10 protein-coding genes are annotated in these 13,512 nt (G+C 69.7%); 6 read left to right on the top strand and 4 right to left on the bottom strand.

The window, feature by feature from the left end; translation table 11 throughout:
• Positions 1-193 precede the first annotated feature (193 nt).
• On the top strand, positions 194-2,218 hold the full coding sequence (locus tag LRX76_RS12340; protein ID WP_231805649.1) for a M3 family metallopeptidase: 2,025 nt from the start codon (positions 194-196) through the stop codon (positions 2,216-2,218).
• 156 nt (positions 2,219-2,374) lie between these two features.
• Here LRX76_RS12340 and LRX76_RS12335 read toward each other — a convergent pair whose 3' ends face one another.
• Positions 2,375-2,548: a hypothetical protein gene (locus LRX76_RS12335; RefSeq protein ID WP_231805647.1), complete on the bottom strand. Its 174-nt coding sequence runs from the start codon at positions 2,546-2,548 to the stop codon at positions 2,375-2,377.
• Positions 2,549-2,585: 37 nt separating this feature from the next.
• On the opposite strand from LRX76_RS12335, the gene LRX76_RS12330 reads away from it, so the two are divergent.
• Positions 2,586-3,278, top strand: coding sequence for an SH3 domain-containing protein (locus tag LRX76_RS12330; RefSeq protein WP_231805645.1), 693 nt, complete (start codon positions 2,586-2,588; stop codon positions 3,276-3,278).
• A gap of 420 nt (positions 3,279-3,698) precedes the next feature.
• Here LRX76_RS12330 and LRX76_RS12325 read toward each other — a convergent pair whose 3' ends face one another.
• From LRX76_RS12325 to fabA, 3 genes are all read right to left on the bottom strand, one after another.
• A complete protein-coding gene (locus tag LRX76_RS12325; RefSeq protein WP_231805643.1) occupies positions 3,699-4,691 on the bottom strand; it encodes an ABC transporter substrate-binding protein in 993 nt (330 codons plus the stop codon).
• Between the two features lie 540 nt (positions 4,692-5,231).
• Positions 5,232-6,440, bottom strand: a complete 1,209-nt coding sequence (fabB, locus tag LRX76_RS12320; protein WP_231805641.1) for a beta-ketoacyl-ACP synthase I — start codon at positions 6,438-6,440, stop codon at positions 5,232-5,234.
• The gene (fabA, locus tag LRX76_RS12315) at positions 6,440-6,976 is read right to left on the bottom strand and encodes a 3-hydroxyacyl-[acyl-carrier-protein] dehydratase FabA (RefSeq protein WP_231805639.1); all 537 of its coding nucleotides are present in this window, start codon (positions 6,974-6,976) and stop codon (positions 6,440-6,442) included. The genes fabB and fabA overlap by 1 nt, the downstream gene beginning before the upstream one ends.
• A 186-nt stretch (positions 6,977-7,162) precedes the next feature.
• Between fabA and dinB the strand changes: the two genes are divergently transcribed.
• The 4 genes from dinB to LRX76_RS12295 all read left to right on the top strand — a co-directional run bounded on the left by dinB (position 7,163) and on the right by LRX76_RS12295 (position 13,414).
• Complete coding sequence (gene dinB / locus LRX76_RS12310; protein WP_231805637.1) at positions 7,163-8,233, top strand: DNA polymerase IV; 1,071 nt, start codon at positions 7,163-7,165, stop codon at positions 8,231-8,233.
• A 328-nt stretch (positions 8,234-8,561) separates the two neighbouring features.
• Positions 8,562-9,215, top strand: a complete 654-nt coding sequence (gene gph / locus LRX76_RS12305) for a phosphoglycolate phosphatase (protein ID WP_231805635.1) — start codon at positions 8,562-8,564, stop codon at positions 9,213-9,215.
• Between the two features lie 244 nt (positions 9,216-9,459).
• Positions 9,460-11,748, top strand: coding sequence for a FepA family TonB-dependent siderophore receptor (locus LRX76_RS12300; RefSeq protein ID WP_231805633.1), 2,289 nt, complete (start codon positions 9,460-9,462; stop codon positions 11,746-11,748).
• Positions 11,749-12,445: 697 nt separating this feature from the next.
• A complete protein-coding gene (locus tag LRX76_RS12295) occupies positions 12,446-13,414 on the top strand; it encodes an alpha/beta hydrolase-fold protein (protein ID WP_231805631.1) in 969 nt (322 codons plus the stop codon).
• The last annotated feature ends 98 nt before the right edge of the window (positions 13,415-13,512 follow it).

Below are 13,512 nucleotides of genomic sequence, written 5' to 3'. Positions count from 1 at the left end.
ATCGCGACTGAAGTCGCTGCTACGGGCCGTTCGGTGAACGTGGTCGCGGATGCGATTGATGGAGAATTACGACCGGCATTTGAACATTGGCGACACCCCGGCGGCCGGGAAACGATCGATCCCCCGGCCAACCCTTGCAATGCACCGTCTCGCCCCGACCCTGGTGAGCGTGCCCACCTCGATGGAAGATTCCATGACCAATCCCCTGCTCGATTTCTCCGGCCTGCCGCGTTTCGACCAGATCCGCCCCGAGCACGTCGGCCCCGCCATCGACCGGTTGCTGGCCGAGGCCGAGGCGGCGGTGAAAACCGCCGAGACCGCGCCGCCGAGCTGGGAGGCGTTCGTGGTGCCGCTGGACGATGCCACCGAGCGGCTCTATCGCGCCTGGGGCCTGGTCAACCACCTGCAGGGCGTGGTCAATTCGCCGGCCCTGCGCGAGGCCTACAACGCCAACCTGCCGCGCATCACCCGCTTCGGCAGCGCGCTGTCGCAGAACCTGGCGCTGTATGCGCAGTACAAGGCGCTGGCGGCGGCGCCGGAAGCGGCCGGCTACGACGCGGCGCGGCGCAAGGTGCTGGACAACGCGCTGCGCGACTTCCGCCTCGGTGGCGCCGAACTGGACGAGGCCGGCAAGGCACGCTTCGCCGCCATCCGCGAGGAGCTGTCGTCGCTGTCGGCGAAGTTCTCCGAGAACGTGCTCGACGCCACCGACGCCTGGTCGCTGTACGTGCAGGACCCGGCCGAGCTGGCCGGGCTGCCGGCCGACGTGCTCTCCGCCTGCCGCGCCGCCGCCGACAGGGACGGCAAGCCCGGTTACAAGCTGACCCTGCAGATGCCGTGCTACCTGCCGGTGCTGGCCTATGCCGACGATCGCGCGCTGCGCGAGCGGCTCTATCGCGCCAACGCGGTGCTGGCCTCCGAGCTCGGCCCGGACCCTGCACTGGACAACGGCGGCAACATCGGCCGCATCCTCGCCCTGCGAGCCGAGCTGGCCGCGCTGCTGGGCTTCGCCAGCTACGCCGAGTACTCCGTCGCCACCAAGATGGCCGACAGCCCGGCGCAGGTGCTGGAGTTCCTGCGCGACCTGGCCGCGCGCGCCCGGCCCCATGCCCAGCGCGACCGTGCCGAGCTGGAGGCGTTCGCGCGCGACGAACTCGGCCTGCCCACGCTCCAGGCTTGGGACCTGGCCTATGCCAGCGACAAGCTCAAGCAGGCGCGCTACAGCTTCTCCGAGCAGGAGGTGAAGCCGTACTTCACCGAGGACAAGGTGCTGGGCGGGCTGTTCGACGTGATCGAGGGCCTGTACGGGCTCAAGGTGCAGCCCGACAGCGCGCCGGTGTGGCACCCGGACGTGCGCTTCTTCCGCCTGGTCGACGGCGACGGGCGGCTGGTGGGCCAGTTCTACCTCGACCTGTACGCGCGCGAGGGCAAGCGCGGCGGCGCCTGGATGGACGATTGCCGCAACCGCCGCGACACCGCGGACGGCGTGCAGACCCCGCTGGTGTACCTGGTGTGCAACTTCGGCAAGGGCGGCGACGGCCGCCCGGCCACCTTCAGCCACCGCGAGGTCACCACCCTGTTCCACGAGATGGGCCATGGCCTGCACCAGCTGCTGACCCGCGTCGGCGAGCTGGGCGTGGCCGGCATCAACGGCGTGGAGTGGGACGCGGTGGAGCTGCCCAGCCAGTTCATGGAGAACTTTTGCTGGGAGTGGCAGCGGGTGCGGGCGATGACCGCGCACGTGGACAGCGGCGAGCCACTGCCGCGCGCGCTGTTCGACCGGATGCTGGCGGCGAAGAACTTCCAGAGCGGCATGTTCACCGTGCGCCAGCTGGAGTTCGCCCTGTTCGACATGCTGCTGCACAGCCAGTTCGACCCGGCCAGCGACGACGTGCTGGAACTGCTCGAACGCGTGCGCGACGAGGTGGCGGTGAACCGGCCGCCGGCGTGGCACCGCTTCCCTCAACAGTTCAACCACATCTTCGCCGGCGGCTACGGCGCCGGCTACTACAGCTACAAGTGGGCCGAGGTACTCAGCGCCGATGCCTACGCCGCCTTCGAGGAAGCGCCAGACCAGGTCGCCGAGACCGGCGCGCGCTTCCGCCGCGAAGTGCTGGCGCGCGGCGGCAGCCGCGACGCGGCGGCCAACTTCCAGGCCTTCCGCGGTCGCGCGCCGAGGATCGACGCGCTGCTGCGGCACAGCGGCATGGCGGGCTGATTCCCCTTTAAACCGGACCTCATCTTCGTGCTCGTCGTCCCCGCGCAGGCGGGGATCCAGCGCCTGCGCCTTGAACGGCGGTTGCCGCGAGATTCCGCAGCCGATTGATTCCACCGCGAAAGTCCCTGGGTCCCCGCCTGCGCAGGGACGACGAGTTCAAGTTTTTCGAACCTGGGCGTTGCCGCTCCGGCTGACGGTTGCCCGCTCCGGTGTTTTCTCCGAACGGCAGTCCGCCTTCGCGGAGACGACGGCACGACCGCCATCCGTAGCGATGCTCCGGTTCACCTCGCGCAGCGTCTGCCCGTGATATTGCTTGCTACTGGCGGCCATGGGGCCATGGCCGCATTCGTGCACAGGAGTCCGCAACATGAAATCGATCGGGTGGATCGCGCTATCGCTGGCGGCCTTGCTGGCCGCGCCCACGGCGCTGGCGCAGTCGGACAGGGGCTATACCAACACCAACGCCAACCTGCGCGCGGGTCCGGATGCGGGCTATCCCCGCATCGCGACGATCCCGGGCGGCTCGCCGGTGCAGGTCTACGGCTGCATCAACGACTGGTCTTGGTGCGACGTCGCCTGGCGCGGCGAGCGCGGCTGGCTGTCGGCGGCGCTGCTGGACTACGACTATTCCGGCCGCCGGGTCCACGTGTCCGGGTACGGCGCGCAGATCGGCCTGCCGGTCCTGAGCTTCGTCTTCGACAGCTACTGGAACGACCATTACCGCAGCAGGTCCTGGTACAACGACCGCGAGCGCTGGCGCGGCCATCGGCCGACGCCGGTCGCGCAACGCCCGCAGCAGCCGTCGCGTCCGCAGCAGCAACGCCCGCAGCAACCGCAGCGGCCGGCGCAAGCACAGTCGCGTCCGCAGCAGCAGGCGCAACCGCATCAGCAAGCGCGGCCGCAACAGCAAGCGCGGCCGTCGCAGGCGCCGGCGCGTCCGCAGCAGGGGCCCAAGCCGTCGCAACAGGCACCGCAGCACCAAACGCAACCATCGGCCAGGCCCGCCGCCGGCCAGCCCCAGGGGCAACACGGCAAGCCGGAAGAAAAACGCCCGCTGTAGCGGGCGCCGCGCCGGCGCGGCGTAGCGCGGCCATCTCCGGGTAGCGTCGTCCCGCCGCTGCGGCGCGATCCGGCAGCGAGGCAGCCTGCCCGGCTGTGTTTCCAACGCGTGCTGGCTAAACAACCCGGACGCAGCCGAATCCGACAAGGCGCGCCCTGCAGATTGCTGTCTCTTCATTGCGAACGGCAACGGGCCGGCTCCCTTCTCCCGCGTGCGGGAGAAGGTGGCGCGCAGCGCCGGATGAGGGAGCTTTTGCTTTGGCTTTCCCATGCTCCAGGCAGCCCCCATCCGCCCTCCGGGCACCTTCCACCCCCGAGGGTGCCCGGCCCCGCAAGCGGGAGAAGGGAGTGGCGGACTTCAAATGTGAGCAAGAGGCAGCGCGGGTCGAAGTCGTGATCGAGACCGCTGCTCGCGCCTTGCTCAGCGCTCGGCGGCCTCGAACGCCGCGGCGATCTGCGCGGCGCTTTGCTGGATCGCGCCGGGACCGTTGCCGACCAGGTACCAGGTCGGCGCGTCCAGGTGGATCACCCGCTGCGCCTTCCACGCCGCGCTCTGGACGATCTGCGGGTGCCTGGCCAGCGCCTCGGCCAGCTTGCTTTCGCCGCCGGTGGCGGTGTCGCGGTCGAGCACGAACAGCCAGTCCGGCTCGGCCGCCAGCGCCTGCGCCAGCATGGCCTCCTGCTTGCGCCGCGCGGCCTGTGCCTCCGGCGAGCCGGCGGCGGGGCGGGGACCGGCCTCGGCATCCTGGCGCGGCAGCACCGAGGGAATGCCGGCAAGTTCGTGGACGACGCCGAAGCGCGAACCCGGCGCCTGCGCGTTGATGTTGCCGTTCACCGCGAACAGCATCAGCCCGGTGCCCTGGGACCTGGCCTTGGCATGCAGGTCGGCTACGGTGGCCTGCAACTGCCCGGCCAGCGCCTGCGCCTGCTCTTCCCGCGCGAAGATGCGGCCCAGCGTGCGCACGTTGGCGATCGCCCGGTCGATGAAGCCCTCGTCCCCGCTGTCCAGGTCGAGCGTCGGCGCCAGCTTGCTCAGCGCCGGATAGGCCGAACGCGAGCGGCCGCCGACCACGATCAGGTCCGGGGCCAGCGCCTGCAGCGCGGCCTGGTCCGGTTCGAACAGGCTGCCGACCTGGCGATGGCGGGGATCGCGGTAGGCGGACAGGTAGGACGGGAAGTTCGCCTTCGGCACGCCCGCGACCTCGACGCCCAGCGCCTGCAGGGCGTCGAGCGCGGCCAGGTTGAGCACGGCGACCTTCTGCGGGATGCCGGGCAGCACCGTCTCGCCTTGGGCATGCGCGACGCGGATCTCGTTGGCGGCCGCAGGCGCGGAAAGGAGCTGGCCGCAGGCCAGCAGCGCGACGAGGCCGGGAATCAGCCGGGCGCGAGCGCGGCGGCGGGTGGCGATGGACATGGAAGGCTCCCGTGGGGCGTTGGCGAAGGTCGACGCAGGCATCGGACCATCGATCGCGGCCGATGCGTCCTGAGAATCATTTTCACTGGCGATGATACGGGCCGGCAGCGGGCAACGCGAGCCATGCGTTGGCGTCGTCGTTGCTGCATGCCCGCCGCGCCGGAACGCCTGAGGGGGGAGTGCACCGGTGCCGTCGCCATGCGCGCATGCGTGGCTGCCCCGCGATCGGCCGGGCAGGCGAGGGATCGTCCGCCCCAGGACATGCGTCGCCCTACGCGGGGATGGGGACGCGGATGCCGTTGCGTCGCGACACAGGAAAACCGGGAAACTGGCTTCTGTCCGCTTCCGGGGGAGCCGTCGTGGCCGGAGGCGCGGGCATCCGGACCTTCTCCCGCCTGCGGGAGAAGGTGCCCCGCAGGGGCGGATGAGGGCGCTTTTCATGCGCCTATCGGCGCCGCCGCGAAACCTTCCCCGAGGGTCCAGGCCCCGCAAGCGGAAGAGGAGCAGCGTCCGACCCCGTGCCGGGCCGGACGCCGCCGGTCAAACGCGCCCGAACACCAGCGCCGCGTTGGTGCCGCCGAAGCCGAAGCTGTTGGACATCACCGTGTCCAGCTTCGCCTCGCGGCTCTCGCGCACGATCGGGAAGCCCTCGGCGCGCGGATCGAGTTCGTCGATATGGGCCGAGCCGGCGATGAAGCCGTCGCGCAGCATCAGCAGGCTGTAGATTGCCTCGTGCACGCTCGCCGCGCCCAGCGAGTGCCCGGACAGCGCCTTGGTCGAGGACAGCGGCGGCACCGCCTCGCCGAAGGCCTCGCGCACCGCGCCCAGCTCGGTGACGTCGCCCAGCGGGGTGGAGGTGCCGTGGGTGTTGAGGTAGTCGATCGGGCGGTCCAGCCCGGCCATCGCCATGTTCATGCAGCGCACCGCGCCCTCGCCTGAGGGGGCCACCATGTCGGCGCCGTCGGAGGTGACGCCGTAGCCGAGCAGCTCGGCGTGGATGCGCGCGCCGCGCGCCTTGGCGTGCTCGTACTCCTCCAGCACCAGCATGCCGCCGCCGGAGGCGATGACGAAGCCGTCGCGCTGCGAGTCGTAGGGGCGCGAGGCCACCGCCGGGCGGTCGTTGAAGCCGCCCGACAGCGCGCCCATCGCATCGAACATGCAGGTCATCGCCCAGTCCAGCTCCTCGCCGCCGCCGGCGAACATCACGTCCTGCGCGCCATGGCGGATCAGGTCGGCGGCCGCGCCGATGCAGTGCGCCGAGGTCGCGCAGGCGGCCGAGATCGAATAGCTCAGGCCCTTGATGTGGAACGCGGTGGCCAGCGAGGCCGACACCGCCGAGCACATCGTGCGCGGCACCATGTACGGGCCGACCTTGCGCACGCCGCGCGCGCGCATGATGTCGGCGCCTTCCACCTGCCAGCGGCTGGAGCCGCCGCCGGAACCGGCGATCAGGCCGATGCGCGGATCGGCGATGGCGTCGGCGTCCAGGCCGGCGTCGGCCAGCGCATCGCGCATGGCCAGGTAGGCGTAGGCGCTGGCATCGCCCATGAAGCGCTTGAGCTTGCGGTCGATCAGCGCGTCCAGGTCCAGCTCGACCGCGCCGGCGACCTGGCTGCGCAGGCCCATCTCGGTGTACTGCGGGATCGCGACGATGCCGGAGCGGCCCTCGCGCAGCGCTGCCGAGACCGTGTCCAGGTCATTGCCCAGGCACGAAGTGATGCCCATGCCGGTGACGACGACGCGGCGCATCAGAAGTTCTCCGTCGAGCTGAACATGCCCACGCGCAGGTCCTTGGCGGTGTAGATCTCGCGGCCGTCCACCAGCATGCGCGCGTCGGACTGCGCCATCACCAGCTTGCGGTTGATGACGCGGGTGATGTCGATCTCGTAGCTGACCAGCTTGGCGCTGGGCAGCACCTGGCCGGTGAACTTGACCTCGCCGCAGCCCAGTGCGCGGCCGCGGCCGACGGCGCCGCCCCAGGTCAGGAAGAAGCCGGTGAGCTGCCACATCGCATCCAGTCCCAGGCAGCCGGGCATCACCGGGTCGCCGATGAAGTGGCACTGGAAGAACCACAGGTCCGGGCGGATATCCAGCTCCGCGCGCACGATGCCCTTGCCCTGGGAGCCGCCGTCTTCACGGACTTCGGTGATCCGGTCGAACATCAGCATCGGATCGTTGGGGAGGCGGCCGCGTCCCGGGCCGAACAGCTCGCCGTGCGCGCTGGCAAGCAGCTGTTCGCGTGAAAATGCGTTGGGGCGTTGTGTCACAGGGATTTCCAGGTGCATTGGCAGTAACAGTCAACAAGCGTGCACGAGGCCAAAGCATTCAATCAAACGTTTTATCCGTACGCAGGCGTAGCGTGGATTGCGGATGCCGGGCTATCTGCATGAGTTGTATGCGTTATTCGCAGCGCCTGCGAACAACGCCCTTATCATGGGCATCCACCGTTCGCCGCCGTAGGGTCGCCTTACATGCGCAAGATCATCCACGTGGACATGGACGCGTTCTACGCCTCCGTGGAACAACGTGACGATCCCGCGCTGCGCGGGCGCCCGGTGGTGGTGGCCTGGCGCGGCGCGCGCTCGGTGGTGTGCGCGGCATCCTACGAGGCGCGGGTGTTCGGCGTGCGCTCGGCGATGCCGGCGCTGCGTGCCGAGCGGCTGTGTCCGGACGCGGTGTTCGTGCCGCCGGACTTCGTCCGCTACAAGGCGGTGTCGCGGCAGGTCCGGGAGATCTTCCTGCGCCATACCGACCTGGTCGAGCCGCTGTCGCTGGACGAGGCTTACCTCGACGTCACCGCGCCCAGGAGCGGCATCGCCACCGCCACCGAGATCGCGCAGACCATCCGCGCGCAGATCCTGGAGGAAACCTCGCTCACCGCCTCGGCCGGCATCGCGCCCAACAAGTTCCTGGCCAAGATCGCCTCGGACTGGCGCAAGCCCAACGGCCAGTTCGTGATCGGCCCGCACCGGGTCGAGGCCTTCCTCACCACGCTGCCGGTCAGTCGCGTGCCGGGCGTGGGCAAGGTGATGGAGGCGAAGCTGGCGGCACTGGGGGTGACCACGGTAGGGCAGCTGCGCGAACTGGCGCTCGAGGAACTGGAGGTCCGCTTCGGCAGCTTCGGCCGGCGCCTGCACAACCGCGCGCGCGGCATCGACGAGCGCCCGGTCGAGCCGGACCAGCCGGTGCAGTCGATCTCCTCGGAAGACACCTTCGCCGAGGACCTGCCGCTGGAGGCGCTGGAGCCGGCCATCCGGCAACTCGCCGACAAGACCTGGAGCGCGACGCGCAAGACCGAGCGCATCGCCCGCACCGTGGTGCTCAAGCTCAAGACCTCGCAGTTCCGCATCCTCACCCGCAGCCTCACGCTCGAGACGCCGCCGGCCTCGGCCGCGGCGCTGGCCGGCATCGCGCTGGCGCTGCGCGAGCGGGTGCGGATGCCGGAGGCCACCCGCTATCGACTGGTCGGCGTCGGCCTGTCCGGCTTCCGCGACCGCGACGAGGTGGCGCTGCAGTCGGACCTGTTCGCGCACGGCGAATAGCCTTGCGCGCTTGCCTGCGCGCTTGCCTGCGCGCTTGCCTGCGCTCTTGTTTGCGCTCTTGTTTGCGCTTTTGTAGGAGCGACTTCAGTCGCGATGGGCTTTACCGGTAGAGCATCGCGACTGAAGTCGCTCCTACGGTCGACTACGGGTCGGGCGCGGCTGCTATCGCTGCGGGTGGCTCGCTATCGACGGCCCCTGGCTGCAGGCCGCGAACCGGTCGCAGCGCATCCGGCGCATCGAGAAGTCGAGGGGGTGCGGCATCCGGCCACGGGTAGGCCGGCAGCGGCACGCATCCTAGAATGAACCATCCCGTTGCTGCCGTGCCGACATGCCGTTCCCGTACCCGCTGGTGATCTTCGACCTGGATGGCACGCTGGTGGACAGCGTCTCCGACATCGCCGAGGCGCTCAACCTCACCCTGCAGCAGTGGCGGCTGCCGCAGGTCGACGAGGCCGCGGTGCGCCAGTGGATCGGCGAGGGCGTGCGCGCGCTGACCGCCACCGCCCTGCGCGAACTGCGCGCTGGGGTCGCGGTGGACGAGGTCATGCCGGACATGATGCGCAACTACGGCCAATGCCTGCTGCACCACCCGCAGGTGTACCCGGGCGTGCGCGAGGCGCTGGCCCTGCTCCAGGGCGAAGGCGTCACCATGGCGATCTGCACCAACAAGCCGATCGGTTTCGTCGAGCCGCTGCTGGAGCACCTCGGGCTGGCCGGCTACTTTTCCGCCGAGGTCGGCGGCGATTCCCTGGCCGAGCGCAAACCCAGCGCGCTGCCGCTGCAGTACCTGGCCGGGATGTTCGGACAGCCGCCGCAGCGTTGCCTGATGGTCGGCGATTCGGCCACCGACGCCGCCGCGGCGCAAGCGGCCGGCATGCCCCTGGCGATGGTGCGCTACGGCTACCTGCGCGGCTTCGACATCGAGCGGGCGCATGCGGTGGCGGCGGTCGACGACCTGCGCGAACTGCTGGCGCTGCGCTGAGGCACGGCGGCAACTGCGTGCCGCGATGTGGCGCGGCATGCCGGGTGCGCAACAAAGCGCATCGCCACGGGCATTGGGAACGCGGACCGATCTCGTAAATTATTCGTGATGAAGCCGTGGCCAGCCTTCCCCGCAAGAGGGATGCGCACGGGATGACCGGCTTCCCTCATTCGACCTCAAGCCATCGCCAGAGGTACCACCCACTCTGAGAGGTCTATCGATGCCTGCTTGCAGTCGTTTCCGGATGTCCGCGCATCCGCATTTCCCGTCCCGTTCGATCCGCCGGCCGCTGGCCGCCGCGCTGGCTGCGGCGATGCTCGCGCTGAGCCTCCCGGCAGCCGCCCAGGACGCGGAGAAGGACAAGGCCGACGAGGCCCGCCACCGCGACGATCATCCCCGCGGCGGGCGCCACGGGGACGGGGACGACGCGACCACCTTCGATACCATCCACGTCACCGCCGAGCAGATCGCCAGGCAGGCGCTGGGCACCTCGATCATCACCCGCGAGGACATCGAGAGCCGCCCGCCGGCCAACGACCTGTCCGAACTGCTGCGCACCATGCCCGGCGTCAACCTGACCGGCAACAGCGCCTCCGGCCAGTACGGCAACAACCGCCAGATCGACCTGCGCGGCATGGGCCCGGAGAACACCCTGATCCTGGTCGACGGCAAGCGCGTCGGCTCGCGCGACTCGGTGCGCATGGGCCGCAGCGGCGAGCGCAACACCCGCGGCGACACCAACTGGGTACCGGCCGAGGCGATCGAGCGGATCGAGGTGCTGCGCGGCCCGGCGGCGGCGCGCTACGGTTCCGGCGCTTCCGGCGGCGTGGTCAACATCGTCACCAGGAAGCCGACCGGCGACCTCGAAGGTTCGCTCAGCCTGTACGGCCTGGTGCCCGAGCACAGCGACGAAGGCGGCAGCCAGCGCGTGGGCTTCACCCTCAGCGGCCCGCTGGCGCGCGACTGGTCGTTCCGCATGTACGGCAACCTCAACAAGACCGATGCCGATTCGCTGGAGCTGAACTCCGCCTACGCCGCCGACAACGGCGACATGTCGCCGGCCGGCCGCGAGGGCGTGCGCAACAAGGACATCAACGGACTGCTGCGCTGGGACCCGAGCGAGAACCAGGTGGTCGAGTTCGAGGCCGGCTTCAGCCGCCAGGGCAACATCTACGCCGGCGAGCGCGGCCTGGCGTCCACCTACAACGCCGACCTGATGGGCACGCTGGCCGAAGGCGGCGCCGAGACCAACATCATGATCCGCCGCACCGCCGCGATCACCCACCGCGGCAAGTGGGGCTTCGGCACCTCGCGCGTGAGCCTGTCCTACGAGGAGACCGACAACACCCGCCTGGACGAAGGTATGGCCGGCAGGACCGAAGGCGCACTGACCAGCACCTGGTCGACCTCGCTGCTGAAGAACTGGATGCTCGACGGCGAACTGAACATCCCCAGCGTCCTGGGCGGCGTGGACAACATCTGGACGGTCGGTTTCGAGGCGCGCGACAACAAGCTCGACGATCCCTATTCGGTCAGCTCCAGCGCCACCACCTTCGTCGACGGCGTCGACTACGGTGACGGCAGCGACGTCAACGAGCAGAAGTCGGCGGCGCTGTTCGTCGAGGACAACATCTACCTGGGCGAGCGCTGGATCCTCACCCCCGGCCTGCGCCTCGACCACTACGACCAGTTCGGCAACAATTTCAGCCCCAGCCTCAACGCGCAGTACAAGCTCGGCGGCGACTGGCTGCTCAAGGGCGGCGTGGCGCGTGCGTTCAAGGCACCCAACCTGTACCAGTCCAACCCGAACTACCTGTACCAGTCCAACGGCGGCGGCTGCTACTACGCCTACGGCGGCAGCTGCTACATCCTCGGCAACGCCGACCTGGACCCGGAGACCAGCATCAACAAGGAGATCGGCGTGGAGTGGGCGCCGGACACCGGCTGGCACGCCTCGCTGACCTACTTCCACAACGACTACCAGAACAAGATCACGGTCAGCACGACGCCGGTGGGCGCGGTCGGCACGCGCTACGTCTACCTGTGGGAGAACGCTTCCAAGGCCATCGTGCAGGGCATGGAAGGCAACCTCGGGGTGCCGCTGCTGGGCGAGCGCGGCGACGTGCTGAAGTGGAACACCAACGTCACCTGGATGATCGAGAACAAGAACAAGCAGACCGACCAGCCGCTGTCGGTGATCCCCGACTACACCGTCAACACCTCGCTGGACTGGCACGCGACCGAGGCGCTCTCGCTGGCGTTGACCGGCACCTTCTACGGCCGGCAGCATTCGGCCACGCAGGACTCCACCGGCGCCGCGGTCGAGGGCGACGAACTCGGCGCGTACCACGTGCTCGGCATCAGCGGCCGCTATCGCATCACGTCCAAGGTCAGCCTCGGCCTCGGCGTCAACAACCTGGCCGACAAGCGCCTATACCGCACCGCCGTCCGGAACAGCTCCGGCTCGGTCAATGCATCGAGCTACAACGAGCCGGGGCGCGCCTACTGGGCCACCCTGAACATCGGGTTCTGACGATGCGGCGTCCCGGCACGGCCGCGCTGGCGTCCGGGAACGGCGCTCCGATGGAGCGCCCAATGGCGGAAAGCAAGGGGCCTGCGGCTGCCTGGGCGCGCTTGGAGCCCGGGCCGAGGCTTGCGCGCCGAGCCTTGCGTTCCCGAGTTTCACCGCAGCCGGACGCCTCACCACCGCCGAGCGCTTTACTACGGCCGGGCGCTTCATTACAGCCGAATGGCCGGCCATGGCTGGTCATGGCGGGACGCCCGGGCCGAATCACGGCAATGTCATGGGCTCCCGCCTGCGCGGGAGCGACGATCGCAGTTCGCCCGGACGGCAGCGCGGACCTGGGCGTGAAACGGGGCCCGGCCGCACCGCCAGCGGGGCCGCAGTGCCCGTTCCGGCCGGAGCGGCCGGATTTGGTTGATAATCACTCGCATCTTTGTAGAATGGCCGCGATGGCTCCTGCATCGTCCAGCCCGTTTCCAACAGCGAGCCGATGCATTGCCGCAGGCGGTCTTCCACGGGCGTGGTCAGCATCTCACCGGACTGTCGGCGGATGAGGAACGTGCCGTTCCTGCGGCTGCCGGCGGCCGCTGCGATGCCTGCAACGAATCCGGCCGTGCCGACTGGGCCAGCCCGGACATTGAGTTCTGATCCGGGGATGAGGATGAAGCAAGTAGATCGGCGTGGCGGTCCTCGGGGCCGGGATGGAGTGCCCCTGCCCTGGCTTTCCGGGCTGTTCGTGCTCGCGTTGCTGTCGGCAGCGCCGGAGGCGGCCGCGCAGCGGCGCGATTTCCAGCGCGAGATCGGCCCCACGATCGCCGACCACACCGCGGCGCAGTACCGTTTCGAGCGTTTCGTCGTCACCAGCGCCGACGGCGCGCGCAGCTGGCGGGTCAACCTGGGAATTCCCAAGGTGCCACCTCCGGAGAGAGGCTTCCCGGCGTTCTGGATGCTCGATGGCAATGCCGCGCTGATGGAATTCGACGACGCGCTGCTGGACGAGTTGGCCGCAGGCCAGCCGCAGGTGCTGGTGTTCGTCGGCTACGACAACGAGAAGCGCGTGGATACCGCCGCGCGCACCCGCGACTACACTCCGGTGGCGGCCATGCGCGGCGAGGGCGAGCAGGCCGCCATGGTCGGCGGCGACGCCGACGCCTTCCTCGACGTCATCCTGGGCGCGATCCGCCAGGAGGTGGCCCGGCGCGCGCCGCTGGACGCGCGTCAGCAGACGCTGTGGGGACATTCGTTCGGCGGGCTGTTCACGCTGCATGCGCTGTACAGCGGTGCCGGCGGTTTCCAGACCTATGCGCCGGCGAGTCCTTCGCTGTGGTGGGGCGAGGGCTACATGCTCGGGGAGCCGGAGCAGCGCTTCTTCGCCGGCAACGCGGGACGCACTGCGCGCGTGCTGTTGATGCTCGGCGGCGGCGAGCGCCATCCCGACCGGTCCGGTCGCAACATGGCCGATCCGCGCGTTGCCGCGCATATGCGCTGCGTGGCATGCGTACCGTCGGATTCGGCGTTCCAGCTGTCCGAGCGGCTGCGCAAGCTGCCCGGCCTCGAGGTCGAGTACCACGAGTTCCCCGGCCTGGGCCATGGCCCGATGCTGCGCGCCTCGCTGCTGTATGCATTGCACGTGGTCGCCGGCATCCCCGATCACAGCGGCGACGCGCGGCAATGAACGGCGGTGCCTGCCGACCTGCGCTGCACGAGCATGCCCGTGCCGGGCAGCCGGCCCGCGGGGACCTGCGCTGGACCGGCATCGAGGCGCTGCCGGGG

It is taken from the genome of Stenotrophomonas sp. MMGLT7 (assembly GCF_021168555.1).
Taxonomy (GTDB): Bacteria; Pseudomonadota; Gammaproteobacteria; order Xanthomonadales; family Xanthomonadaceae; genus MMGLT7.
Note: the sequence above shows the minus strand (reverse complement) of the source record. Positions and strands in the feature narration are given on the sequence as shown.